The 23,950-nt window shown below is 72.6% G+C and carries 22 protein-coding genes and 1 pseudogene; 10 read left to right on the forward strand and 13 right to left on the reverse strand.

Features of this window, described 5'->3' with window-relative positions; all coding sequences use genetic code 11:
- The first annotated feature begins 10 nt into the window (after positions 1-10).
- Positions 11-976 carry an electron transfer flavoprotein subunit alpha/FixB family protein gene (locus tag AQJ91_RS18880; protein ID WP_067022667.1) on the forward strand — a complete coding sequence of 322 codons (966 nt, stop codon included), beginning with the start codon at positions 11-13 and terminating at the stop codon, positions 974-976.
- Between the two features lie 189 nt (positions 977-1,165).
- On the opposite strand, the gene AQJ91_RS18885 is transcribed toward AQJ91_RS18880, so the two are convergent.
- The 7 genes from AQJ91_RS18885 to xylB form a co-directional block, all read right to left on the reverse strand.
- The gene (locus tag AQJ91_RS18885) at positions 1,166-1,660 is read right to left on the reverse strand and encodes a flavin reductase family protein (protein ID WP_067022671.1); all 495 of its coding nucleotides are present in this window, start codon (positions 1,658-1,660) and stop codon (positions 1,166-1,168) included.
- On the reverse strand, positions 1,657-2,472 hold the full coding sequence (locus AQJ91_RS18890; protein WP_079085051.1) for an acyl-CoA dehydrogenase family protein: 816 nt from the start codon (positions 2,470-2,472) through the stop codon (positions 1,657-1,659). The genes AQJ91_RS18885 and AQJ91_RS18890 overlap by 4 nt, the downstream gene beginning before the upstream one ends.
- Positions 2,473-2,531: 59 nt before the next feature.
- Positions 2,532-4,055, reverse strand: coding sequence for an acetaldehyde dehydrogenase ExaC (exaC, locus tag AQJ91_RS18895; protein ID WP_067022674.1), 1,524 nt, complete (start codon positions 4,053-4,055; stop codon positions 2,532-2,534).
- Positions 4,056-4,150: 95 nt separating this feature from the next.
- Positions 4,151-5,428: a GAF domain-containing protein gene (locus AQJ91_RS18900; RefSeq protein ID WP_067022677.1), complete on the reverse strand. Its 1,278-nt coding sequence runs from the start codon at positions 5,426-5,428 to the stop codon at positions 4,151-4,153.
- Between the two features lie 117 nt (positions 5,429-5,545).
- Positions 5,546-6,145: an N-acetylmuramoyl-L-alanine amidase gene (locus tag AQJ91_RS18905; RefSeq protein ID WP_067022680.1), complete on the reverse strand. Its 600-nt coding sequence runs from the start codon at positions 6,143-6,145 to the stop codon at positions 5,546-5,548.
- Positions 6,146-6,361: 216 nt separating this feature from the next.
- Positions 6,362-7,573, reverse strand: coding sequence for an ROK family transcriptional regulator (locus tag AQJ91_RS18910; protein WP_067022683.1), 1,212 nt, complete (start codon positions 7,571-7,573; stop codon positions 6,362-6,364).
- Between the two features lie 14 nt (positions 7,574-7,587).
- Entirely contained in the window at positions 7,588-9,033 is a 1,446-nt protein-coding gene (xylB, locus tag AQJ91_RS18915; RefSeq protein ID WP_067022686.1) for a xylulokinase, read from the reverse strand.
- Between the two features lie 181 nt (positions 9,034-9,214).
- Here xylB and xylA point away from each other — a divergent pair, with 181 nt between their 5' ends.
- Together xylA and AQJ91_RS49610 are read left to right on the forward strand one after the other, a co-directional pair.
- Positions 9,215-10,381, forward strand: a complete 1,167-nt coding sequence (xylA, locus tag AQJ91_RS18920) for a xylose isomerase (protein ID WP_067022689.1) — start codon at positions 9,215-9,217, stop codon at positions 10,379-10,381.
- 371 nt (positions 10,382-10,752) lie between these two features.
- Positions 10,753-11,007 carry a hypothetical protein gene (locus tag AQJ91_RS49610; protein WP_079085052.1) on the forward strand — a complete coding sequence of 85 codons (255 nt, stop codon included), beginning with the start codon at positions 10,753-10,755 and terminating at the stop codon, positions 11,005-11,007.
- Positions 11,008-11,081: 74 nt separating this feature from the next.
- Here the strand turns inward: AQJ91_RS49610 and AQJ91_RS18930 are convergent.
- A pseudogene (locus tag AQJ91_RS18930) lies at positions 11,082-11,550 on the reverse strand (esterase-like activity of phytase family protein); the annotation flags it as partial.
- 80 nt (positions 11,551-11,630) lie between these two features.
- On the opposite strand from AQJ91_RS18930, the gene AQJ91_RS18935 reads away from it, so the two are divergent.
- On the forward strand, positions 11,631-11,792 hold the full coding sequence (locus AQJ91_RS18935; protein ID WP_199847965.1) for an NUDIX hydrolase: 162 nt from the start codon (positions 11,631-11,633) through the stop codon (positions 11,790-11,792).
- 4 nt (positions 11,793-11,796) lie between these two features.
- Here AQJ91_RS18935 and AQJ91_RS18940 read toward each other — a convergent pair whose 3' ends face one another.
- Both AQJ91_RS18940 and AQJ91_RS18945 read right to left on the reverse strand, forming a co-directional pair.
- A complete protein-coding gene (locus AQJ91_RS18940) occupies positions 11,797-13,101 on the reverse strand; it encodes an SWIM zinc finger family protein (RefSeq protein WP_067022696.1) in 1,305 nt (434 codons plus the stop codon).
- Positions 13,098-15,950: a DEAD/DEAH box helicase gene (locus AQJ91_RS18945; RefSeq protein WP_067022698.1), complete on the reverse strand. Its 2,853-nt coding sequence runs from the start codon at positions 15,948-15,950 to the stop codon at positions 13,098-13,100. Before AQJ91_RS18945 ends, AQJ91_RS18940 begins: the two co-directional genes overlap by 4 nt.
- A gap of 277 nt (positions 15,951-16,227) precedes the next feature.
- Here AQJ91_RS18945 and AQJ91_RS18950 point away from each other — a divergent pair, with 277 nt between their 5' ends.
- Positions 16,228-16,410, forward strand: coding sequence for a hypothetical protein (locus AQJ91_RS18950; protein WP_067023197.1), 183 nt, complete (start codon positions 16,228-16,230; stop codon positions 16,408-16,410).
- A gap of 153 nt (positions 16,411-16,563) precedes the next feature.
- On the opposite strand, the gene AQJ91_RS18955 is transcribed toward AQJ91_RS18950, so the two are convergent.
- Complete coding sequence (locus tag AQJ91_RS18955; RefSeq protein WP_067022701.1) at positions 16,564-17,436, reverse strand: hypothetical protein; 873 nt, start codon at positions 17,434-17,436, stop codon at positions 16,564-16,566.
- A 135-nt stretch (positions 17,437-17,571) separates the two neighbouring features.
- Complete coding sequence (locus tag AQJ91_RS18960; RefSeq protein ID WP_067022704.1) at positions 17,572-17,868, reverse strand: hypothetical protein; 297 nt, start codon at positions 17,866-17,868, stop codon at positions 17,572-17,574.
- Between the two features lie 96 nt (positions 17,869-17,964).
- Here AQJ91_RS18960 and AQJ91_RS18965 point away from each other — a divergent pair, with 96 nt between their 5' ends.
- The gene (locus AQJ91_RS18965) at positions 17,965-18,861 is read left to right on the forward strand and encodes an oxygenase MpaB family protein (protein ID WP_067022707.1); all 897 of its coding nucleotides are present in this window, start codon (positions 17,965-17,967) and stop codon (positions 18,859-18,861) included.
- A gap of 4 nt (positions 18,862-18,865) precedes the next feature.
- On the opposite strand, the gene AQJ91_RS18970 is transcribed toward AQJ91_RS18965, so the two are convergent.
- Positions 18,866-19,465 carry a class I SAM-dependent methyltransferase gene (locus AQJ91_RS18970; RefSeq protein ID WP_067023200.1) on the reverse strand — a complete coding sequence of 200 codons (600 nt, stop codon included), beginning with the start codon at positions 19,463-19,465 and terminating at the stop codon, positions 18,866-18,868.
- A 152-nt stretch (positions 19,466-19,617) separates the two neighbouring features.
- Between AQJ91_RS18970 and AQJ91_RS18975 the strand changes: the two genes are divergently transcribed.
- The 4 genes from AQJ91_RS18975 (at position 19,618) to AQJ91_RS18990 (ending at position 23,848) form a co-directional block, all read left to right on the forward strand.
- Complete coding sequence (locus AQJ91_RS18975; RefSeq protein WP_067022709.1) at positions 19,618-20,391, forward strand: MHYT domain-containing protein; 774 nt, start codon at positions 19,618-19,620, stop codon at positions 20,389-20,391.
- A 64-nt stretch (positions 20,392-20,455) separates the two neighbouring features.
- A complete protein-coding gene (locus AQJ91_RS18980; RefSeq protein WP_067022712.1) occupies positions 20,456-22,978 on the forward strand; it encodes a sensor histidine kinase in 2,523 nt (840 codons plus the stop codon).
- Entirely contained in the window at positions 22,975-23,412 is a 438-nt protein-coding gene (locus AQJ91_RS18985) for a roadblock/LC7 domain-containing protein (RefSeq protein ID WP_067022714.1), read from the forward strand. The genes AQJ91_RS18980 and AQJ91_RS18985 overlap by 4 nt, the downstream gene beginning before the upstream one ends.
- A gap of 22 nt (positions 23,413-23,434) precedes the next feature.
- The gene (locus AQJ91_RS18990) at positions 23,435-23,848 is read left to right on the forward strand and encodes a DUF742 domain-containing protein (RefSeq protein ID WP_067022717.1); all 414 of its coding nucleotides are present in this window, start codon (positions 23,435-23,437) and stop codon (positions 23,846-23,848) included.
- Positions 23,849-23,950: the final 102 nt, after the last annotated feature.

Below are 23,950 nucleotides of genomic sequence, written 5' to 3' on the forward strand. Positions count from 1 at the left end.
GCAGGCACCCATGCCCGATGTCCTCGTCCTTGTCGACCACGACGGGGAACGTGTCCACAAGTCCACCTACGAACTCCTCGCCGCCGCACGGCGGTTGGGCGACCCGGCCGCCGTCGTCGTGGGAACCCCCGGCACCGCGGCACGCCTGGGGGAGCCCCTCGCCCGCCATGGCGCCACGGTTGTCTACGCGGCCGAGTCCGCCGAAGCGGGCGAGTTCCTGGCCACTCCGGCCGTAGACGCTCTGCAGCTCGCGCTCCGGGAAAGCGGCCCGGCCGCCGTTCTGGTCTCCGCGACGACGGACGGCAAGGAGGTGGCCGGGCGGCTCGCCGCGCGACTGGACGCCGGGCTGCTGATCGACGTGGTCGACCTGGACTCGTCCGGGGCGGTCACCCAGATCGTCTTCGGCGGGTCCTACACGGTGCGCTCACAGGTCACCCACGGCATACCGGTGATCGCTCTGCGGCCGGGCTCCTTCGAGCCGGAGGAGCATCCCGTGCAGACGGCGGAGCGGGAACTCGCCCTGCCGCCGATCGATCCCGCGGCATCCGCCCGCATCACCGCCCGCCACGCCGCGCTCGCCGGCGACCGCCCCGCGCTCACCGAGGCGACCGTCGTCGTCTCCGGAGGGCGCGGCGTCGGAGGAGCGGACGGCTTCGCCGTGGTGGAGGAACTCGCCGACGCCCTGGGCGGTGCGGTGGGCGCCTCACGCGCCGCGGTCGATGCCGGCTACTACCCGCACCAGTACCAGGTCGGGCAGACCGGCAAGTCCGTCTCTCCTCAGCTGTACATCGCCCTGGGCATCTCCGGGGCCATTCAGCACCTGGCCGGGATGCAGACCTCCAAGACGATCGTCGCGGTCAACAAGGACCCGGAGGCGCCCGTCTTCGGCCTGGCCGACTACGGGGTGGTGGGCGACCTGTTCGCGGTGGCTCCCCGGCTCACACAGGACGTGGCCGCCCGCCGCGCCGGCAGCTGACGCGGCCCGCAGCCCGAGAAGGCTTCCTGGTCCGGACGGTTCGGTCCGGACCAGGAAGGGAGGAACGCCGTGCGCGGCGCGTGTCGCAGGGTGGAACCGTCATCGGATGGCCGGCCGACGCGGGGCGCTCCCCGATCCCCGTCGGCTTCAGGGAGGGGACCGGGAGCTCCCGCGCCGGCCATCGGCTCGTCAGGCGGCGAGGCGCCGGAACCGGCTGCCGTGGAACACCAGTGGCTCCCGGGCGGGTTCGGCCTTCAGTCCGTGGATCTCCAGCAGGACGATGGTGTGGTCGCCGCCGGGGAACTCGGCGTAGAGCGAGCAGTCCAGCCAGAGACTGGCACCGTGGACGTAGACGCCGCCGCCGTCGCCCGCCTCCCAGTCGACGTCCGCGAACCGGTCCCCGTCCCTGCCGGCCAGCGTGCGGCAGATCGCGTCCTGGCCCTCGGCGAGGACGCTCAGGCCCAGGCGGCCCTGGCTGCGCAGCTTCGGCCAGGTCGTCGAGGTGTCCTGGACGCAGACCGAAACCAGAGCAGGCGCGAGGGAGACGGGGGTGAAGGTGCTCGCGGCCATGCCCACCGGGGCACCGGAGTCGAGTGCGCACAGCGCCGTCACTCCGGACGGGAAGCATCCGAATGCCTGGCGCAGCACTGCGGGATCCGTCGGTGTCGTCACGAGCGGGCTCATCGGACGTCCTCCTGACCCGACAGGACCGCACCCAGGCGCCGCAGCGAGCCGTTGTTGCCCGCCACGTGCTGGGAGACGCAGCGGACGTCGCGCCAGCGACGCTGCATCGGGTTGCTGCTGTAGAGCCCTGTGCTGCCCGAAAGCGTCATGATCTCGTTGAGGATCCGGATGCCCTCGTGGTGGATGTGCTGGTGGCCACCGGTGTAGCCGAACCACTCCGTCGGGGTGGGCTCGTCGCCCGCGAGGGCGCGGTCCATCACCGTGCGGCCGGTCTGCTCCAGCAGGGCGTTGAGCGCCGCTGTACGCAGGTGCAGCTCGGCGAACTTCTCCTGGAACACCGGGTCCTGACCGATGACCACCGCGGGGTTGAAGGCCGGCCGCTTGGTGGCGGCCAGTTCAGCGAGGTCGCCGAGCGCACCCTCCAGACATCCGATGACGACGGCGTCGTGCGAGGCGCCGGTGGCGGTGTAGGGCAGGTTGTAGAAGGGAGCGGGGATGTGGTTGTCGCCCATCAGCGGGCCTGTGAAGTGCTCGGGCACGAAGACGTCGTCCATCGTGAAGTCGGTGCTCTGCGTGGCGCGCAGGCCCACCGCGTCCCAGGTGTCGAGGAAGGTCACGCGCTCGGGGCGGATCAGCGCGACGCGCATGTCCGGGCGGCCGTCCGGCAGTGGGGGCGCGCCCTCGACCACGAAGCCCGCGAGCATCCAGTCCGGGTCGAACGAGCCACTGGCCAGAGGCCAGCGGCCACTGATCCGATAGCCGCCCGCCACCGGCGTCGCCTTCCCCTTCGGAGCGATGGCACCTCGGAGCATCAGGTCGGCGCCGTTTCCGAAGACTTCGTGCTCCAGCGTCTCCAGGGGCGTTTTTGCTTCTAGAAGAAACCCAGCTTCTTCGGCGAATACGACACCAGCAGGTTCTTCGTCTGCTGGTAGTGCTCCAGCATCATCTTGTGCGTCTCCCGCCCGATGCCCGACCCCTTGTAGCCGCCGAACGCAGCGTGCGCTGGATACGCGTGGTAGCAGTTCGTCCAGACCCGGCCCGCCTGGATCGCGCGGCCCGCGCGGTACGCCGTGTTGATGTCCCGCGTCCACACGCCGGCGCCGAGGCCGTACAGCGTGTCGTTGGCGATCTTGATGGCGTCGTCGAAGTCGTCGAAGGACGTCACCGAGACGACCGGGCCGAAGATCTCCTCCTGGAAGATCCGCATCCGGTTGTCGCCCTCGAAGATCGTCGGCTGGACGTAGTAGCCGCCCTTCAACTCGCCGTCGTGCTCGATGCGTTCACCACCCGTGAGGACCTTGGCGCCCTCCTGCCGACCGATGTCCAGATAGGAGAGGATCTTCTCCAACTGGTCGTTGGAGGCCTGCGCGCCGATCATCGTGTCCGTGTCCAGGGGATGGCCGGTCTTGATCAGCTCGGTGCGGGCGACCGCCGCCTCCATGAACTCGGCGTAGTGGCCCCGCTGGACGAGCGCCCGCGACGGACAGGTGCACACCTCGCCCTGGTTGAGGGCGAACATCGTGAACCCTTCGAGCGCCTTGTCACGGAAGACGTCGTCCGCCGCCCAGACGTCCTCGAAGAAGATGTTCGGGGACTTGCCGCCGAGTTCCAGCGTCACCGGCGTGATGTTCTCCGACGCGTACTGCATGATCAGCCGGCCGGTCGTGGTCTCACCGGTGAACGCCACCTTCGCCACCCGCGGGCTGGACGCCAGCGGCTTGCCCGCCTCCACCCCGAAGCCGTTGACGATGTTGATGACGCCCGGCGGCAGCAGGTCGGCGACCAGGCTGAGCCAGTAGTGGATGGACGCCGGGGTCTGCTCGGCCGGCTTGAGGACGACCGCGTTGCCCCCGGCCAGGGCCGGCGCCAGCTTCCAGGTCGCCATCAGGATGGGGAAGTTCCACGGGATGATCTGCGCGACGACACCCAGAGGCTCGTGGAAGTGGTACGCCACCGTGTCGTCGTCGACCTCGCCGAGCGAGCCCTCCTGGGCCCGGATCGCGCCCGCGAAGTAGCGGAAGTGGTCGATGGCCAGCGGGATGTCGGCCGCCAGCGTCTCGCGCACCGGCTTGCCGTTCTCCCAGCTCTCGGCGACCGCCAGGGGCTCCAGATGCGCCTCCATCCGGTCGGCGATCTTCAGCAGGATGTCGGAGCGCTCGGTCACCGACATCCGGCCCCACGCCGGGGCGGCCGCGTGCGCCGCGTCGAGCGCCCGCTCCACGTCCTCCGCCGTGCCGCGCGCGATCTCCGTGAACGGCTGCCCGTTCACCGGGGACGGGTTCTCGAAGTACTGCCCCCGCACCGGCGGCACGTACTCACCGCCGATGAAATGGTCGTAGCGCGCCTGGTAGGAGACGATCGCGCCCTCGGTACCGGGCGCCGCGTAACGGGTCATGCTGGCCTGCCTCCCTCAGCAGCGCTGCCCGCCGTTGGGCAGCTCTCGGCGCGAGGCTAGGGAGGGGGAGGTTGCGAGTACGTTGCGGCCGCTGGTCAGGGTGGTGGTCGGCGTTGCCACGCGGCCGGCGCCGTCAGTTCGGACTCCAGTGCGGCCAGCCGGGCCCGTACCGCCGGTGTCGGCCGCACCGCAGCGAGCGCCCGCCACACGTCGAGGTCCTCCTCGCCCCACGGGGCATGCGCCCAGTCCGCCAGCAGGTCGGGGTCGCGCCGGGCGATCAGCGCCGTACGGAGGCCGTCGGCGAGCCGGCGCCTGAGCCGCACCACCGCCGGTGCCTGGGAACCGGGCAGCAGCGGACCTGCGTAGGCGGACGCCGCTCCCGTGACCGCGCCGGTCTCAAGCCGCCGTTCGACGACGGAGACGTCGGACTCGACCGGGACGGTGAGCCGGTACGGCCGGGAGGCCAGCAGCCCGGGACCGAGAATCCTGCGCAGCCGGGCGAGCTCGGCGCGCAGGGTCACCGGCGGCACCGACTCGTCCTCGTACAACGCGCACAGCAGCTCGTCGCCGGCCAGCCCCTCCGGATGGCGGGCCAGCAGGACGAGGATCTCGCTGTGCCTGCGGCTCAGCCGGATCCGGCGGCCGTCGGCGGTCAGCCGCGCCTCGTCGCGGCCCAGCGCCGTCAGCTCGGGCGTGTCCGTGGCGGGTGGCACTGGCGCGAGCAGCGCCAGCTGGGACTCCGCGGCCCGCGCGACGGCCTGCACGAAGCCCAGGCTGTGCGGATGCGCGAGCCCGTCCCCGCCGGTGATGTCCACCGCCCCGAGCACCCGCCCGGTGCGCGGATCGTGCACCGGAGCCGCCGCGCAGGTCCACGGCTGCACCTGCCGGATGAAGTGCTCTGCCGCGAAGACCTGCACCGGTCGGTCCAGGGCGACCGCCGTGCCCGGCGCGTTCGTCCCCACCGCGGTCTCCGCCCATCGCGCGCCCGGCACGAAGTTCATCAGCCCCGCCCGCCGCCGGGTCGTCGGATGGCCCTCGACCCACAGCAGCCTGCCGTGCGCGTCGCACACCGCGAGCAGATGCTCGCCGTCGGCCGCGAACGTCCCCAGCAGCTCCCGGAACAGCGGCATCACCCGCGCCAGCTGATGCTCCGCACGGTAGGAACCGAGGTCCCCGTCCCCGAGCTCCACACTCGCCGTGCCGTCCGGCCCGACACCCGCCCGCGCGGAACGCCGCCACGAGTCGGCCACCACGGCACGCACCGGCTGCGGCACGGTGCCCACCTCGGTGAACGTCTCATGCGCGCGCCGCAGCAGTCGCGCGCGCTCGGCAGGGTCGGCCCCCGGCTCCAGGGCCACCCACGGATCGGTCAAGTCGTCCTCCCGAAAGGCGAAGCGGTTGGGGACATCGTCACTCCGGGTACGCGTGCGGACAACCTTTTCGACCGGGTGACCCGAACGACGGGCACACCGTTCGGGCCGGGCGAAGCCTCAGGCGAAGTTGACCAGCCTCATGTAGCGCGTCCAGTCCCAGTACGGCCCGGGATCGGTGTGGTCCGTGCCCGGCACCTCGTGGTGGCCGATGATGTGCGCGCGGTCCTTCGGGATGCCGTGTCTGGTGCAGATCGCCGCGGTGAGCCGGGCCGACTGCTCGTACAGGGCGTCGGTGAAGTAGGCGGGCCGGTCCACCCAGCCCTCGTGCTCGATGCCGATGCTGCGCGTGTTGTGGTCCCAGTTCCCCGCGTGCCAGGCGACATCGGCCTCACGGACGCACTGCGCCAGGTGCCCGTCGGCCGACCGGACGACGTAGTGCGCGGACACCTTCTTCCGCGGGTTCTGGAAGATGGACAGGGTGTCCATGTAGGTCGCCTGCGTGACATGGATGATCACGTGATCGACGCGATGGTCCGCGGGGCGGTTGGCGGCGGTGTGGTTGGCGGTGTTCGCCGGCTGCCATTCGGCGAGCGGGTGGTCGGGGGCCTGGACCTGCGCGCCGGCCCGCGGGTCGGGGAGCAGTGCGTACGGGACGGCGGCGAGGGCGGTGCCTTTCAGGAGCCGTCGCCGGCTGGGCGGTCGTCTTGCCCGTTCCATCGGGAAGCGCCTTTCGACGGTGGGGGGTGTGCTCGGTGGAGCGGGCGAGGCCCGCAAGCACGCGATGCGCCCGCCGTCGCCGGCCACGACAGCTGCGCCTCGCGTGAATCACGGTACGGTGCCGACGGGTTGGGCAGAAGAACCCGCCGGGATTCCGTGGACAGCGGCGGGATTGTGGACAACTCGCTCACCCGGACGGGTGAAGTCGGCCTGGGATCAGGCCCGTTCGGCCACCGCGGCCGGGTCGTCCAGCACCGCCCGCACCACCGAATGTGCCGCCCCCAGCAACGGCCCCTCGGAACCCAGCCGGGACACCGCCACCGGGCAGGCGGGCCCCGCCGTACGCCGGTCCAGTTCGGCCTCCAGCGACGGCAGCAGCCACGGCGCGAGTCCGGCCAGCGCGCCGCCCAGCACGACACTCTCGGGGTCCAGCAGATTGACCGCCCCGGTCAGCGCGATGCCGAGCGCCGTCCCCGCGTCGTGCAGGGCACCCCGTACGTCCTCGTCCCCCTCGGCGGCGCGCCCGGCGAGCAGCCCGACGCGGTCCTCGCCCGGTTCCAGGCCGGCCGCCCGCAGCACCGCCTCCTCACCGGCGTACTGCTCCAGACATCCACGCCCCCCGCACGGGCACTTGGGCCCGTCCGGACGGACCGGGACATGCCCCAGCTCGCCCGCGAAACCGCGCGTTCCGCGCAGCAGCGCGCCGTCCACCACGACCGCGGCGCCGATGCCGATCTCCGCCGACACATGCAGGAAGTCACGCGGCGTGCCGTCGCCGAGCCAGAGTTCGGCGAGCGCACCGAAGTTGGCCTCGTTGCCCACGGTCAACGGATACTCCACGGGCAGCAGCGCGCCGAGGTCCGTGTCGTGCCAGTCGAGGTTCGGGGCGCGCACGACCGTACGGGCGTCGCGCGCCACCAGGCCCGGTACGGCCACCGCGAGCCCCGCGGGCCACAGCCCCGCGCGTTCCGCCTCGGCGACGACCCGGCGGACCAGCCCGGCGAGTTCCTCGATCACCGGTTCGGGCGGGCGGCCGCGGTTGGCGCCGTACCGCACGGCCCTGGCCCGCACCTCACCGCGCAGGTCGACAGCACAGACCGCGAGATGGTCGACACCGACCTCCGCGCCGATCCCGGCCGGACCGTGCCCGCTGACGGCGAGCGCCGACCCGGGGCGGCCCACCCGGCGGCCGGGCCGCTCGGGGCCCAGCTCCTCCAGCAGCCCCGAGCGGATCAGCTCGTCGACGAGGGTCGAGACCGCGGCCCGGGTCAGCCCGATGCGCGAGGCCACGGCGGCGCGGGAGAGCGGCCCCTGTGCGCTGACGGCGTGCATCACCCGGGCCAGGTTGCGGCGGCGCATGCCCTGCTGGGTGTCGGGCAGCGCACGTCCGGGACCGGCCGGGTGGGCCTCGTGCAGCGGTGCGGTCATGCCTCCGTCAGTCCTCAGTGCGTGTCCGTGCGCCGCTCCAGCAGCGGGGCCGCGTCGGAGAGTACCCCGGCGATCCTGGCCAGTGTCTCCTCGTCCCGCTCCACCGCATCGAGCACGGGCCCCCGCGTGGTGTTCCAGCGCCGGGCGACCGCGGCCGGGTCCTCGCCGGTCAGCAGGCCGGCCGCCTGCGCCGCGGCGCCGAGCGCGACCAGCTCCTTGGCCTCGGGGACCTGCACCGGACGCCCCGACAACCGCCGTACGGTCTGCTGCCAGGCCGTGCCCCGGGCGCCGCCGCCGATCAGCAGCAGCGGGGCCGAGCGGTCCGCGTCCTCGTCGAGGACCAGGTCGAGCGCGCCGAGCAGCGAGTGCACGGCACCGTCGTAGGCGGCCTGGAGGAGCTGGCCGCCGGTCGTGTCGTGGCGCAGGCCGTGCAGGAGACCCGAGGCGCTCGGCAGGTTCGGAGTGCGCTCGCCGTCCAGGTAGGGCAGCAGGGTGACAGCGGTGGTCGGTTCCACGGCCTCACGGTCGAGCCCCAGCAGGGCCGCGACGCGGTCGACGGCCAGTGTGCAGTTCAGGGTGCAGGCCAGCGGCAGCCAGTCGCCGTGCGCGTCGGCGAAGCCCGCCACGGTGCCTGTCGGGTCCGTGGGGCGCCGCTTCGACACGGCGTACACCGTGCCCGACGTGCCCAGGCTGAGCACCGGCGTACCCGGGCGCAGTCCGAGACCCAGCGCGGCGGCGGCGTTGTCGCCGGTGCCGGGCGCGACCAGGGTGCCCTTGGAGAACGGCAGGTCATGGCTGTCACGCACGGTGCCCGCCACCTCGCCGGGCCGGACCACGCGCGGCAGCAGCGCCGGGTCGAGCCCCACGTGCGCGAGGATCTCCTCGTCGTACGCCTCCGTTCCGGACGCCCACCAGCCGGTGCCGGACGCGTCGCCGCGGTCGGTCGTGCCCTGCCCGGTGAGGCGTTCGGTGAGGTAGTCGTGGGGGAGCCGTACCGCCTTCGTCGCGCGCAGGGCCTCAGGCTCGTTCTCGGCCAGCCATGCCCACTTCGTGACCGTGAAGGACGGGGCGGGCACGCTCCCGGTGCGCTCCGCCCAGAACTTCGCGCCGCCCAGCTCCTCGGTCAGACGGCGGGCCTGCGGCGCCGACCGCACGTCGTTCCACAGCAGGGCCGGACGGACCGGTTCCCCCTGGGCGTCCAGCGTGACCAGGCCGTGCTGCTGCCCGCCGATCGACACCGCGGCCGCCTCGTGCGCCGCGTCACCGCACTGGCGCAGCGCCTCGCACAGCGCGTCCCACCACTGGCGCGGGTCGCTCTCGCGGCCTGCCCCGGAGGAGACGGTGTGCGGTGCCTGGCCGCTCGCGACGACCTGGCCGGTGGCCGCGTCGACGACCAGCGCCTTGGTGGACTGGGTGGACGTGTCCACGCCGACGACGAGCGGCCCCTCGGCTGCTGACATCAGACTCTCCCTTTTTTCGCGGCTCAGCGGGATCTGACCTGCTGTTTTGAGGGTGCCCGGACCACGCCGACCCGGACCTCACCCCTTCGGTGGACATCTTGTCCCTTCCCAGGGATGCGTTGGCATACTAATTTGTAAACGGCCATGACGAAATAGTCGTAAGCAAGCAAGGAGCCGCGGCATGAGCTACCAGCCCACCCCCGAGGACAGGTTCACCTTCGGCCTGTGGACCGTCGGCTGGCAGGGACGGGACCCCTTCGGCGACGCCACCCGCCGCGCCCTCGACCCGGTCGAGACGGTGCAGCGTCTGGCCGAGCTCGGCGCCCACGGGGTCACCTTCCACGACGACGACCTGATCCCCTTCGGGTCCTCCGACACCGAGCGTGAGGCGCACATCAAGCGCTTCCGCGAGGCTCTCGACGCGACCGGCATGAAGGTGCCGATGGCGACCACCAACCTCTTCACGCACCCCGTCTTCAAGGACGGCGCGTTCACCGCCAACGACCGCGACGTGCGCCGCTACGCCCTGCGCAAGACGATCCGCAACATCGACCTGGCGGTCGAGCTGGGCGCCGAGACGTACGTCGCCTGGGGCGGCCGTGAGGGCGCCGAGTCCGGCGCCGCCAAGGATGTCCGCGTCGCCCTCGACCGCATGAAGGAGGCCTTCGACCTCCTCGGCGAGTACGTCACCTCCCAGGGCTACGACCTGCGCTTCGCGATCGAGCCCAAGCCGAACGAGCCGCGCGGCGACATCCTGCTGCCCACCGTCGGCCACGCCCTGGCGTTCATCGAGCGCCTGGAGCGCCCCGAGCTCTACGGTGTCAACCCCGAGGTCGGCCACGAGCAGATGGCCGGGCTGAACTTCCCGCACGGCATCGCGCAGGCCCTGTGGGCGGGCAAGCTCTTCCACATCGACCTCAACGGCCAGTCCGGCATCAAGTACGACCAGGACCTGCGCTTCGGCGCCGGCGACCTGCGCTCCGCCTTCTGGCTGGTCGACCTCCTGGAGAGCGCCGGTTACGCGGGCCCGAAGCACTTCGACTTCAAGCCGCCGCGGACCGAGGACCTCGACGGCGTGTGGGCGTCGGCCGCGGGCTGCATGCGCAACTACCTGATGCTGAAGGAGCGCGCGACCGCCTTCCGTGCCGACCCGGAGGTCCAGGAGGCCCTGCGTGCCTCGCGGCTGGACGAACTGGCCCAGCCGACGGCGGCCGACGGCCTGAAGTCGCTGCTCGCGGACCGCGCGGCCTTCGAGGAGTTCGACGTGGAGGCGGCCGCCGCGCGCGGCATGGCCTTCGAGCGCCTCGACCAGCTGGCGATGGACCACCTGCTGGGCGCCCGCGGCTGACCGATCGCGCGCGTACCGCACTGTGCGGGACCGGCCGCCGGAGACGAAGGCGGTCCTGCACGGTGCGGGCTCCTTGAACGACCGGGACGGTCTTCGCGCGGAATGTTCCGGAATCATCCGATCCAGGGCATGGGTCCGTATCAACTCCCGCACGGGGGTCGCGTCCTGACGGGTGCGACGCGACGCTTGGTGGTATGGCCATCCCGCCCGTACCGCCGCAGCCGCCCGGGCCTCCGGGTGACACGCCGCCTCCTGGAGGCGGCTACGGACCGCCCCCTGAAGGGGGCTGGGGGAGCTCAGGAGGATACGGTCCCCCGCCGGGGAACGGCGGGCCGGGGCGGCGGCGGAATCCGCTCTACATCCTGCTCGCCGTGATCGTGGCCGCCGGAGCCGTCGCAGCAGTCGTCCTGATGGGTTCCTCGGGCAGCGACGACTCGCCGGACGACAGGACGCCCGGGAGCAGCCCGAGCGCGAGCGACTCGCCCGGACCGTCCTTCAGCATCCCGACCGAGCTGCCCACCGAGCTGCCGACCTCATTGCCGTCGCAGTTCCCCAGCGAGCTGCCGAGCGGCCTTCCGAGCGAGCTCGAATCGCTGCTTCCGTCGCTGGCCGACGAACTGCCGTAGGCCGTGTGCCGCCCGGAATCGTGCGGCACACGCGCGTGGCGGTCCGTGACGGCCACGCGCGCGTAGCCGGGCCGTCAGATCCCGCGCGGCAGCCGCACGTAGGTCACCGTCGTCTCGATGCCACTGTCGACCAGCCGGCCCTGTGCGTCGAACGCGCCGGTGCCGTCCGTCATCCCGAAGTCGTTGTCATTGATGAGCGCGAGCATGTCGTGGTCCACGCGCGCGACGCCCTCGATCTTCCCCGGGACACCGTCGACCGTGCCCAGATCGACGACCAGCTGCTTGGCGAGCACCGGGACACCCGCGCCCGCGGGGTCGTCGAGCTGCTCCAGCGACGGGAGACGTCGTGTCGTCGTCCCAGGGCCCGCCGAGGATGTTCGCGTCCGGGCCCAGGCGCACCAGCTGCAGCCGCGCGGCCTTGTCGGTGCGCTCCTCGACCAGCAGCCGGTTGCCGCCCACGGCGACCAGCGAGGAGATCTTCAGCTCGGACGTGTCGCCCTCGCTCGGATCCACCACGTCCACCGGGGCGAAGCGGTACGCGTGAACTCGGGGTTCGGCCCCTCGCACCTCGGTTCCTGGCTGATGTCGAAGCCATGGCGGCGCTCGAGAGGGTGCTGATGAGGATGACGGTCTTTGAGGCACGGCTCAGCCACGTGCCCCGGCCCGTCGCCGAACTGGCCGCCATGCGCTGGATCTCCGGACAAGAACGCGACATCGAGTTCGCTCCGGCGGTCCGGGACCACGTCCTGCCGCTCCTGACGGAGCGCGGCCTCCTCGCGCCTTAGGACGTCAGGATGCCTGCTCCTCGGGCGCGAGCTCCGCCGAGGCCAGAGCCGTCGCCGGATCCTGCGCCGCGCCTCCCACCGGAACCCAGCGGCCCCGCTCCTTGCGGTACGGCCACCAGCGGCCGTCCCGCCCCCGACGCAGCTGGTGCGGCGCGTCGGCGACCGTCCACCGGTTGCCCTTCGCCCGCAGTGCCGGCCGCTCGTCCTCCTCCCAGGCCGATTCGAGCGCGGCACGCGCGCGTGTGAGCGCCTCGCCCCGGACGGTCCACTCCTCCTCGAGCACGGACAGTGCGGCGACCCCTCCGAGCTGCCAGGCCCGCACGGCCACGGCCAGCCCTTCCCGGCCGCGCCCCGAACCCTCGGCGAGGCGCTCCGCGACAGCCCGCCCGGGTGCGTCCACGGCAAGCCGGACCGCGTCCTGCACAATCGTCAACTCCGCCTCGGACACCTGCTGTTCCGGCCCCGCCCGCAGTGCCTCGGCGAGCAGACGGTGCGCCTCCACGGCGGTCCGGGCGGACAGGAACTCCAGGGCGGCCGGGTCGACACCGGGCGCGGGAGCCGCCTCCGTGTCCAGGGACGGCGGCACACCCGGCTCGTCGGGAAGCTCCGGCAGACCGGGCAGCGGCGGCAGGATCTCCCCGGCCGCGTAGGACTCCGCGGCATCCACGCCGTCCGGCTCGGACGGTTCGGACGGCTCGTCGACGGACGGGGCGCTGCGGGCCTGGAGGTCGTCCAGCAGGGCGCGTTCGCCGCGTCCACGCAGGAGCAGCAGGACGAAGGGGTCCTGGTCCAACAGCCGCGCCACCTGGTAGCAGAGCGCCGCCGTGTGCGCGCAGTGGTCCCAGGCGTCGCAGTCGCACTCCGGCTCCAGCTCGCCCATGCCCGGCAGCAGATCGATACCGGTGGTCGCCGCGTCCTCCACCAGATGCGGTGGCATGTCGCGGTCCAGCAGCGCCGCGACATGCCCCGCGCGCTGGACGGTCATGTCCAGGAAACGGTCCCACTGTTCGCCGGACAGCTCCTCCAGCAGCACGTCGGCCCGGTGCGCCGTACGGTCCCGGCCCTGGACGACGGCCGTGACACGCCCCGGGCGCACCGACACCGCGCCGACCGATCCCGCCCGCGCGAGACTGCGCCCCGTCTTCAGCTGCTCCGAGTCCAGCGCGGTGTCCTCCAGTGCCTGCAGCCACGCCTGGCCCCACCACGTCCGCGCGAAACCCCGACCGCGTGCGGGCGGCAGCGCGGCGAACGTGCGTTCCGTGTCGCCGTCGTACTGGCCATACCGGCCGTCCCCGCCGCGCTGATTCATCGTGCGCCCCCTCGCAGTTCCACCAGATCGGCCAGCTCCCCGTCCGTCAGCTCCGTGAGCGCCGCCTCGCCGGAGCCGAGCACCGCGTCGGCCAGCTCCCGCTTGCGGCTCAGCATGTCGGCGATGCGGTCCTCGATGGTTCCCTCGGCGATCAGCCGGTGCACCTGCACCGGCCGCATCTGGCCGATGCGGTACGCGCGGTCGGTGGCCTGCGCCTCGACGGCGGGGTTCCACCAGCGGTCGTAGTGCACGACATGCTCGGCCCGCGTGAGGTTCAGACCCGTGCCCGCCGCCTTCAACGACAGCAGGAACACCGGGACTTCACCGTCCTGGAAGCGCTGTACGAGCGTCTCGCGCGCGGCGACGGGTGTCCCGCCGTGCAGGAACTGGCTGGGCACGCCGCGGGCGGCCAGGTGCTGCTCGATGAGACGGGCCATCCGCACGTACTGCGTGAAGACCAGAACGCTCGCCCCCTCGGAGAGGATGGTGTCCAGGAGTTCGTCCAGGAGCTCCAGCTTCCCGGAGCGCCCGTCGATCCTCGGGCGCTCCTCCTTGAGGAACTGCGCCGGGTGGTTGCAGATCTGCTTCAGGCCCGTCAGCAGCTTCACGATCAGACCGCGCCGCGCCATGCTGTCGGCGCCGGAGATCTCCGCGAGCGTCTCGCGCACCACGGCCTCGTACAGGCCCGCCTGTTCCTTGGTGAGGGACACGGCCCGGTCGGTCTCGGTCTTCGGCGGCAGCTCCGGTGCGATCCCGGGATCCGACTTGCGGCGACGCAGCAGGAAGGGCCGCACGAGCCGGGCCAGGCGCTCCGCGGCGGCCGGATCCTGGCCGTTTTCCACGGCCTGTGCGTAGCGCGTGCGGAAGGTGCCGAGCCGGCCCAGCAACCCCGGGGTCGTCCAGTCGAGGATCGCCCACAGCTCCGACAGGTTGTTCTCCACCGGGGTGCCGGTGAGCGCCACGCGTGCGCGTGCCCCGATGGAGCGCAGCTCCCGCGCGGTCGCCGAGTACGGGTTCTTCACGTGCTGGGCCTCGTCCGCCACGACCATGCCCCACGGCACCTCCGCGAGCCGGCGCGCGTCCAGCCGCATCGTGCCGTACGTGGTGAGCACGAACTCCCCGTCGGCCACGGCGTCCAGACTCCGCCGTGACCCGTGGAAGCGCCGCACGCGCGTGCCGGGCGCGAACCTCTCGACCTCGCGCTGCCAGTTACCCATCAGCGACGTCGGACACACCACAAGGGTGGGACCCGCGGACGAGGCGTCGGACTGCCGGTGCAGATGCAGCGCGATCAGCGTGATCGTCTTGCCGAGCCCCATGTCGTCGGCCAGACAGCAGCCCAGGCCCAGGGACGTCATCCGGGCCAGCCAGTTCAGACCCCGGCGCTGGTAGTCCCGCAGCGTGGCCGCGAGCGCGGCGGGCTGACCGACCGGCTCCTGCGCCTCCGGGTCCGCGAGCCGCTCCCGCAGCGCCGCCAGCCACCCCGTGGGATGGACGTCGACCCTGCGGCCGTCGATCTCGGTGGTGCCCGTCAGAGTGGCGCTGAGCGCGTCGATGGGTGTCACCTTGCGGTCCTGCTGCGCGCGGGCGCGGCGCACCTCCTGAGGGTTGATCAGGACCCACTGGTCGCGCAGCCGCACGACGGGTCGGCCGGCCTCGGCGAGCCGGTCCAGTTCCTCGCGGGTGAGCCGCTGGTCACCCAGCGCGAACCGCCAGTTGAACGCCAGCAGCGCGTCGGCCGACAGGAACGACGGCGTGTCCGACGCGAGCCTGCCCGGCGCCGACTCCTCGTCCGGCGGGCCGACCACCGCGCGGGCCGTCAGCTTGCGGGCCAGTTCCCTCGGCCAGTGCACATCGACTCCGACGCCGGCGAGGACCCGGGCGCCCTCCCCGAGGAGATCGGTGACCTCCTCGTCGGCGAGTTCGACGGCATCGGGAACGGCTGTCGACAGCAGGGGCGCGAGCGGAGTCCAGGCCCGGGCGGCCCGGCGGAGCGCCAGCAGGGCGTCCATCCGCGCGCGCGGGCCGAAGTCGCCGGAGCCGGCCCACACGTCGGCGGCGTCCGCGACCAGCGCCGGATCACTCACGCTGTGGACCTGGAGCACCGCCCGGAACGCCAGTGCGGTGTCGTCCCCCGTGGCTGCGGCGAGGCCGGGGACCTCGATCCGCAGCGAGAGCCGTACGCCCGCGTCCTGACCGGCGGCGACATCGGCGGCCCACGCGCGCTGCTCGGGCAGATGCTGCGGCTCCTGCGCCGCGTAGGCGGGCCCGCCCGTCACAAGCCGGGCCGCGGGGGAGCGGGGCAGTGCGTCGGCGACCGCGTCCAGGAAGGCGCGCAGCAGCCACTCGGGGTCGGGCAGCCGCGGCGGCCGGGCGTCCTCCAGGGGCACGGCATGAGCCTCGGGCGGCATCGCGGCGGCGAGCCGGCCGATGCGCTCGACGTCCTCCGGGCGCAGCGGACCGGCACGCCAGGCATCGTGCTCACCCGGCGACAGGCCGGGCAGCAGCAGCCCACGCGCCAGGAGCTGCAGGGCCAGCACGGCGGCAGCGCCCCAGAACACGGACCCCCGGTGTCCTTCCGCGGCGGCACGCACACGCGTGAGCACCGCCAGGGCCGCACGCACGGGCAGCACCACGGCGGGCACGGTCACCAGCTCGACCCCGTCGACGCCGGGCACGACGACGGCCAGCTCCTCGACGGACCCCGACGCGACGACCGGGACGGCGCCGCCATCGGTCCGCCAGAAGGCGACGCCGCCCGTGCGGGCGGGATCACCGGGGACGAAGACAGCACTGCACCGGGCCAGTTCGGAGATCTCTGACGGTGTTACCGCGGGAAGCCTCTGCACAGCCGGGGTACACTCCTCAAATTTGACTACTTTGCTCGGAGTCGCCGAGGGTACAGCACTCCGATGACCCACCCCTCATCTCTGAGCCGTGACCTGGGTCACTCCGCAGTCGGGCTGGGTATGCCCCCTACGTGGAGAACGGGCACGTCCCCGGGATCCACGGGGCCAGTAGGGGTCGCACCTCAGGGTCGTCTCAGGGTCGGGGTCCGGAACCGCTGGAAGCGCGGGCCCGTTTTCAGGACAGAGAGCGGCAGTGGCCGCGAAGGAGGCGACGCACATGTCGAAGAACGCGAAGATCGCCGCAGGAGGTGTGGCGGCCGGGATCCTGCTGTTGATCTGGCTGCCCTGGTGGGCCGCGCTCCTGATAATCCTGGGAGTCCCGGCCGCCGCGTACCTCACGCTCGACCCGTCACAGCGGCGCAGGCTGCGCCGCGCGACGCGCAAGGAAATCGGGCGCTGAGCACCGCCGGACAGGCGCATCCCCGCGCGAGCATCTGGCCGGGGGTGCCCTGTCCGTCCTGCGGCCGCCACGAGGAACACCACCGGCAAGGGCTTCTGCGCCGGTGTGCTGCCAGGCGGCCGGAGCGAGCACCACGCGCCGGCGGCCTACGGCTCAACTGGGCCGTACGGCCATCTTGTCGAGCGCCTCCAGAAGACCCGGCAGCTCCGGTCCCCGGCCCACCGGCAGGACCTCGCCGGGCTCCTCGTCGAGCAGGACGAACGCGATGTCGTCGGTCCTGGCGACGAGGGACCAGCCGGGACCGTCGGCGCGCAGCGTACGCGCGTCGCCGGAGGCGAACGACGACCGGACCCGGCCAAGGGGCGGCGGGGTCTCCACGTACGCGCGTGCCTCCGCGAGGACACGGCGGATGCCGCTGTGGCCACCCTTGGGCTCAGCCTTCTCGCCCTCCTCGGCCGTGTCCATGCCCTCGGGGACCTCATCAGTGCCCTCGGAGGTCTCGGTGGCGCCGCCGGGCGTCGCGAAGTCCGCGTCGTCGATCTGGTCCCGCCACAGCGCCCACTGGAGGGCGATCTCGTCCGCGCCCAGGCGTCGCTGGGCCGGCCCCCAGACGGTGGTGTCCGGCGGCGCCAGTGGCGGGCCCTCCACGACCTCGGGGCCGGGATCGTGCGGCGCGGGCACGCCGGGAGCCGCGACGGCCACCGCGAGGGGCCAGCCCGGCAGTGCGGCCACGACCGTACGTTCGTCGGGTGACAGGTCGTACTCCATGCCGCAGTCCCAGGACGCGATGGCGACGGCGACCAGGGAGACGTCGTCGATGACGACCGTCCACCGGGCGCCCTCGCCGTCCTGGCCGATCACCAGGCCGTATCCGTCGGAGAGCGGCGCGAGGCCGAGCGCCGCGCAGGCCTCCGGATAGTCGTCGCCCAGCACGCTCGGGAACTTCGCCGGCGTCAGCAGCACCGCCGTGAGCACGTAGAGCGCGTCGTCCTCGGCGGCGACGGCGTCCTCGTCCGTCCCGGCCATCCCAGCCTCCCCATCGGTTCGTCCACGGCGCGCACCCTAGTGCGACCGGAAGCCGCTTGTCACGACTCCCAGGCGCACCCGGAACTGCAGTCTTCCGACCGGACGGGGCGAATCGACCGCTCGGCGCCCGACGCGTCAGGACGCCGGGAGGCCCAGCAGGTCCCGGGCGACGGTCCCGGGCGACTCGTCGCGCTCCCGTGCGAGCGCGATGACGGCCCGGCACGCCAGCTCGCTCACCCCGAACGACAGTGCCTCCGGCGACACCCAGCCCGCCGCCTCGTCGATCCGCTCCTGGTCGTCCTCCGCGCACGCCGAGACGTACACGGCGGCGGCCTCGAAGAGATTGTGTGTGCGCCGGTCCCGGCTGGTGTTCGGCTCCGCGCGCATGGCGTGGAGAAATCTGGCACCGGACCTGCGGACCCTGCCCCACATACTGACCGCCTTCCCCCTGAGTGTATCTCGCTGAACGTTCATCTACTGCTACTCAACGTAGAGTTGGAGCTTCGGCGGCAGAAGAGGGACAACACGGTGAAGCGTTTCGAACGGCTCGAACAGATCCGGCGGATGGACCCGTTCCGGGACGCTTCGGAGATCTACCGGCTCACCGCCGCGTACGAGTTTCCCTGGGATTTCGCCCGCGCCCTGGAGCTGGCGCTCTACCGCACGTACGCCGTGCCCGCCATCGGCCGGTTGCTCGCCGAGACGGCGGAACTCACGCACCGGGCGCAGAAACGCTACGACGACACGGCACTGCTCCTGGACGCCGTCGTGGAACACGGCTTCGACAGCGAAGAGGGCCGTACGGCCGTCCGCCGCATCAACCAGATGCACCGCGGCTACGACATCGCGAACGACGACATGCGGTACGTGCTGTGCACGTTCGTCGTGATGCCCAAGCGGTGGATCGACGCCTACGGCTGGCGCAGGCTGTCACGCCACGAGACCGTCGCCTGCGCCGTCCACTACCGCACCCTGGGCCGGCACATGGGCATCAAGGACATCCCCGAGTCCTACGAGGAGTTCGAGGACTTCCTCGACGCCTACGAGGAGGCCCACTTCGGCTGGGACGAGGGCGCCCGGCGCGTCTCGGACGCCACGCTCGACCTGATGGCCTCCTGGTACCCGCGCCCGCTCGCGCCCCTCCTGCGCACCTCGACGCTCGCCCTGCTCGACGAACACCTTCTGCGCGCCTTCCGCTACCCGCCTCCGAACTCCGCCACCCGCGCGCTCGTGCGCCGCATGGTACGCGCGCGTGGCCGCGCCGTCCGTCTGCTGCCGCCGCGGCGCACGCCCCACTACGCGCGCCAGAACTGGGAGATCAAGGGCTACCCGGACGGCTACCGGCTCGACGAACTGGGCACGCGCCCGGTGCCCGGCGTACGGGGCTGCCCCGTACGGCAGGTGAACCCGCCGACGGCCGAGTGACGCGTCAGCTCTCCCGTACGGCCAGCGCCAGGAACCGGTCGTCCTCGTCGACGTACGACGTCATGCGCCATCCGGAACCGGTCAGCAACAGACGGAGGTTGGGCTCCGCACGCAGGTCCTCCGGGGTGATGCGACGGCCCTGGCGTGCCGCGAGCGCCGCCCTGCCGATCGGGTGGAACAGCGCCAGCCTGCCGCCGGGGCGCACCACGCGCGCCAACTCCCGCAGATTCTCGCCCGGATGGGGCAGATGGGCGATCAGGCCGGCTCCGAACACGGCGTCGAGCGACTCCGAGCGCAGCGGCAGCGCGGCCACGTCGGCGAGCAGCAACCGCCCGAAACGGTCACGTCCGGCCCGTACGGCGGCCTGCAGCATGGCCAGGGTCAGATCGGCCCCCACGACCACTCCCGAGGGCCCCACGGCGGCGCGCAGCGGCGTCAGGGCACGCCCGGTTCCGCACCCCGCGTCGAGCACGCGGTCGCCCTCGCGCAGCCCGAGGTCGGCGACCGCGGCCCCGTAGGCGGGGCCGTCGTCCGGGAACCGGCTGTCCCAGTCGGCCGCGCGGGCGGTGAAGAACTCCTGGACACGTGTGTGGTCGTCGCTCATGTTCCGCATGATTCCTCACCGTCAGGGATGACGCCGCTGTGCACACGTTCGAGCGTGACGCGATCGTTCCGGTGCATTTCCACGTCATATTCCAGCACCTTTCGAAATGCGCCCCCCTGGTGCGCCCGTGCCCCGACTAGCGTCCCGGGGCCATGGGACACCTGGACCACGCCGCCCTCGGCTGGCTGACACCCGTGCTGTCGTACGTGATGGCCTGCATAGGCGCCGCGCTGGGGCTGCGCTGCACCGTCCGCGCGCTCGGCGCCACCGGACGGTCGCGCCGCAACTGGCTCATCACCGCGGCCTCGGCCATCGGCACCGGCATCTGGACCATGCACTTCGTGGCCATGCTGGGCTTCAGCGTCAGCGGCACCGACATCCGCTACGACGTACCGCTCACCATTGTGAGCCTCCTCGTCGCCATGATCGTCGTCTGCGCCGGCGTCTTCGCCGTCGGCTACGGCCGCGACCGCACCCGCGCGCTCTTCCTCGGCGGGCTGACCACCGGGCTCGGCGTCGCGAGCATGCACTACCTCGGCATGGCGGCGGTTCGGCTGCACGGCGACGTCGGCTACGACCCCGCCCTCGTCGGGCTCTCCGTCCTGATCGCCGTCGTCGCGGCGACGGCGGCCCTGTGGGCGGCCCTCAACATCAAGTCACCCGTCGCCGTCACCATCGCCTCCCTGATCATGGGCGCGGCGGTGAGCAGCATGCACTACACCGGGATGCTCGCGGTCAGCGTGGACGTCACGCCCTCCGGCGGCATCCTGCCCGGGGCCACGGCGATGCAGTTCATCTTCCCCCTCGCCGTCGGCCTCGGGTCCTATCTGTTCCTGACCTCGGCCTTCGTCGCGCTGTCGCCGACGACGGGGGAGCGCGAGGCATCCGCCTCGGCCCAGCGGCCGGTCGAGAGCGCCGCCCGCTAGCGGCGCGCCCTGCCGGTGACGGCCCGGCCGGCACGCCCCCGAACCCCATCCGAGCGAGGAGGCCATGCGTACACCCCGTAGGACCACCGCATCCGGCGCCGAGACGCCGCCCCCGCCCCCCGTGCGCGGCCGCCGCGCGCACGCCGGACCACCGGCCGACGAAGGCCGGGAGGAGCCTTCGGGCGTGACGCCGGACGACCCACCCGCGCGCGCTGAGCGCTGGCACATACGCCCGCGTACCGTCCGAGCCAAGATCGTCTGCCTGCTGATGGTGCCGGTCGTCTCGCTGCTGGCCCTGTGGGCGTACGCCACCGTCAGCACCGCACAGGACGTCGCCAGGCTGCGCCAGCTGCAGCGTGTCGACTCCGCGATCCGGGCCCCCGTCGGGGACGCGGTCGCCGCCCTCCAGGCCGAGCGCACGGCTGCGGTGAGTTACGCGACCGGCCCGTCCGCCGAACGGAGCGGTGACTACAGGAGCCTCTCGGCACGCACGGACGAGGTCGTGGCGAAACTGCGCCTCGGCGACAGCAACACCGTCGCCGACAGCGAGGAACTGCCCGCCGGAGTGGCCGGGCGTCTTGAGGCGGTCGTCACCGGCGCAGAGGAGCTGAAGTCCCTGCGGACGGCGGTGCTCGACCGCCGCGTCGGCTGGGACGAGACGTACGGGCGGTACACGAAGACCATCGCGACGGCCTTCGGAGTGGGCGGCGCGCTCACCGGCATCCAGGACGCCGACCTCGGCTCCGACGCGCGCGTGCTGCTCGAATTCGCCCGCGCGGGCGAGGCGTTGGCGCGGGAGGACGCGGTGCTGGCCGGCGCACGGCCGGCAGGCCGGCTCGACGGCGAGCGGCTGCGGCTGTTCACCGGCGCCGTCGCCACACGGCGCGCCCTCACCGAGTCCGCCGTGGCCGACCTGCGCGGCCCCGACCGTGCCGCCTGGCAGCACCTCACCGCCGGCAGCGCCTACGAGACGGTCGGTGCCGTCGAGGACGAGGTCCTCGCCACCGCGCCGGGCGTCCGTGCCATCGGCGCGGCACCGGAAGCCGTCTGGGGCAAGGCACACGCACGCGTGCAGGACGGCATGCGGGCCATCGAGCAGGACGCGGGAAGCGGAGTCGCGGACCGGGCCGACCCGTTCACCCGCGGTCTGCTCACCCCGGCCGGTGCCGCCGTGCTCCTCGGCCTCGTCGCCGTGGCCGCCTCACTCGTCATCTCCGTACGCATCGGACGCGGCCTCGTCGTCGAGCTGGTGAGCCTGCGCAACGGCGCCCTGGAGATCGCCCGGCGCAAACTCCCCGAAGCCATGCGGAGACTGCGCGCCGGAGACGAGATCGACATCCGGGCCGAGGCCCCTCCGGGACCGCCCGCCGATGACGAGACCGGGCAGGTCGCCGAGGCCCTGGGCACCGTGCACCGCGCCGCCCTGCGCGCCGCCGTGGAACGCGCCGAACTCGCCAGCGGCATCTCCGGCGTCTTCGTCAACCTCGCCCGCCGCAGCCAGGTCCTGGTCCATCGCCAGCTCAGCCTTCTGGACAGCATGGAGAGGCGTTCCGACGACCCGAACGAACTCAGCGACCTCTTCCGGCTCGACCACCTCACCACCCGTATGCGGCGGCACGCGGAGAGTCTGATCATCCTCTCCGGAGCGGCCCCCGGCCGGGCCTGGCGGATGCCGGTCTCGCTGACGAACGTGGTCCGCGCGGCCGTCTCCGAAGTCGAGGACTACGCGCGCGTGGAGGTACGTCAGCTGCCCGAGGCGTCTGTCATCGGCGCGGCCGTCGCCGACCTCACCCACCTGCTGGCCGAGATCGTCGAGAACGCCGCCCAGTTCTCGCCGCCCCACACACGCGTGCGCATCACCGGCGAACCCGTCGGCAACGGCTACGCCGTCGAGGTGGAGGACCGCGGCCTGGGCATGGGCAAGGAAACCCTCGCCGAGGCCAACCGGCGCATCGAGCAGTCCGAGGCGCTCGACCTGTTCGACAGCGACCGGCTCGGCCTCTTCGTGGTCAGCAGGCTCGCCGCCCGGCACGGCATCAAGGTCCACCTGCGTACCTCGCCCTACGGCGGTACCACCGCCGTCGTCCTGCTGCCCATCGCCCTGCTGCACGGCGGCGCGACGGAACGTTCCCCCAGCAGATCGGCCGAAGCGGAACGGCCCATGGAGCGCGAGTACGCGCGCGTACCCGCCGCCGACCGGCACCAGGAGTCCGTCCACGCGGCGGCTGACCGGCCCGCACTCGTGGCCCCCGTACCGGCGTCGGCGGAGGCCGCGCCAGAGACCCCACCCCCGGGAGTCACGACCTTGCGACTGCACCGCCCCCCGGAAGACTCCGAAGCCTCCGACGACCTCCCGCGCCGCGTACGGCAGGCGAATCTGGCCCCCCAGCTGCGCGAGGGGCGCCCCGAGGAACCGGCGCAGCCGCCCGACCCCCGGGCCGACGACCAGCGCACCCCCGAACTCGTCCGCGACCGCATGGCGGCGTACCGCGACGGCTGGGCACGCGGCGGCGGCAGGCAGCCCGGCCGCCCCGCCGGCCCGGATTCCACAGCGCGCAGAGACAGCAGCGAAGGAGACCCCGCATGATCCAGGATCCGAGCATGAGGGCCGCCCAGCGGTCCGGCGAACTCGACTGGCTGCTGGACGACTTGGTACTGCGCGTCAGCGAGGTACGGCACGCCGTGGTGCTGTCCAACGACGGCCTGGCCGTGGGGGCGTCGACCGACCTCAGCCGCGAGGACGCGGAACACCTCGCCGCCGTCTCCTCCGGATTCCACAGCCTGGCCAAGGGGGCGGGCCGGCACTTCGGCGCCGGCGGTGTGCGCCAGACGATGGTGGAGATGGACGACGCCTTCCTGTTCGTGGCCGCCGCGGGCGACGGCTCCTGCCTCGCTCTCCTGACGGCGGTGACCGCCGACATCGGCCTGGTGGCGTACGAGATGGCACGGCTGGTCAAACGTGTCGGCGAACACCTCTACACGCCGCCGCGCGTCGCGGCGCAGCCGCCCGCCGCGGGATGAGGCGGGAGGGCGGTCCGCACACATGACCGAGGACCTGACGGGCGCCCCGCGCGAGCAGGGCAGCCAGTGGTACGACTACGAGGCCGGGCCCCTCGTCCGCCCTTACGCCATGACGGGCGGACGCACCAAACCCGGCCCCACCGGGGTGCGCTTCGACCTGATCGCCCTCGTCACGCTCGACGCGGGCGCGCCCGGCGTCGACGACCAAACGGCGCTCGGGCCGGAACACCGCGCCCTCATCGAACTCTGCCGCACCGAGACCCAGTCGGTCGCGGAACTCGCCGCGGGCGCCGACCTGCCGGTGGGCGTCGTCAGGGTGCTCCTCGGCGACCTCCTGGAACTCGGCTGCGTCACCGTCAGTCGTCCGGTGCCCCCCGCTCAGCTTCCCGACGAACGGATTCTGCGCGAGGTGATCGAAGGGTTGCGGGCGCTGTAGATGAAAGTTCAGAACCACCCGGTCCCATACGGGCAAAAGTGGTCCAATCCTTCGGAACGGAGCCGCAGTTGTCATGATGCTGACTTCGCACACACGCACCGA

Source organism: Streptomyces dysideae (genome assembly GCF_001514305.1).
Classification (GTDB): Bacteria; Actinomycetota; Actinomycetes; order Streptomycetales; family Streptomycetaceae; genus Streptomyces; species Streptomyces dysideae.

Coding starts and splice junctions, on each gene's coding strand:
- AQJ91_RS18970 (WP_067023200.1), bottom strand. CDS start 19,465: ATGAGCGACGACCACACACGTGTCCAGGAGTTCTTCACCGCCCGCGCG.
- AQJ91_RS18880 (WP_067022667.1), top strand. CDS start 11: ATGCCCGATGTCCTCGTCCTTGTCGACCACGACGGGGAACGTGTCCAC.
- exaC (WP_067022674.1), bottom strand. CDS start 4,055: ATGACCCGTTACGCGGCGCCCGGTACCGAGGGCGCGATCGTCTCCTAC.
- xylA (WP_067022689.1), top strand. CDS start 9,215: ATGAGCTACCAGCCCACCCCCGAGGACAGGTTCACCTTCGGCCTGTGG.
- AQJ91_RS18890 (WP_079085051.1), bottom strand. CDS start 2,472: ATGCTCCGAGGTGCCATCGCTCCGAAGGGGAAGGCGACGCCGGTGGCG.
- xylB (WP_067022686.1), bottom strand. CDS start 9,033: ATGTCAGCAGCCGAGGGGCCGCTCGTCGTCGGCGTGGACACGTCCACC.
- AQJ91_RS18935 (WP_199847965.1), top strand. CDS start 11,631: ATGACGGTCTTTGAGGCACGGCTCAGCCACGTGCCCCGGCCCGTCGCC.
- AQJ91_RS18940 (WP_067022696.1), bottom strand. CDS start 13,101: ATGAATCAGCGCGGCGGGGACGGCCGGTATGGCCAGTACGACGGCGAC.
- AQJ91_RS18910 (WP_067022683.1), bottom strand. CDS start 7,573: ATGACCGCACCGCTGCACGAGGCCCACCCGGCCGGTCCCGGACGTGCG.
- AQJ91_RS18905 (WP_067022680.1), bottom strand. CDS start 6,145: ATGGAACGGGCAAGACGACCGCCCAGCCGGCGACGGCTCCTGAAAGGC.
- AQJ91_RS18985 (WP_067022714.1), top strand. CDS start 22,975: ATGATCCAGGATCCGAGCATGAGGGCCGCCCAGCGGTCCGGCGAACTC.
- AQJ91_RS18990 (WP_067022717.1), top strand. CDS start 23,435: ATGACCGAGGACCTGACGGGCGCCCCGCGCGAGCAGGGCAGCCAGTGG.
- AQJ91_RS18980 (WP_067022712.1), top strand. CDS start 20,456: ATGCGTACACCCCGTAGGACCACCGCATCCGGCGCCGAGACGCCGCCC.
- AQJ91_RS18955 (WP_067022701.1), bottom strand. CDS start 17,436: ATGGCCGGGACGGACGAGGACGCCGTCGCCGCCGAGGACGACGCGCTC.
- AQJ91_RS18975 (WP_067022709.1), top strand. CDS start 19,618: ATGGGACACCTGGACCACGCCGCCCTCGGCTGGCTGACACCCGTGCTG.
- AQJ91_RS18885 (WP_067022671.1), bottom strand. CDS start 1,660: ATGAGCCCGCTCGTGACGACACCGACGGATCCCGCAGTGCTGCGCCAG.
- AQJ91_RS18960 (WP_067022704.1), bottom strand. CDS start 17,868: ATGTGGGGCAGGGTCCGCAGGTCCGGTGCCAGATTTCTCCACGCCATG.
- AQJ91_RS18950 (WP_067023197.1), top strand. CDS start 16,228: ATGTCGAAGAACGCGAAGATCGCCGCAGGAGGTGTGGCGGCCGGGATC.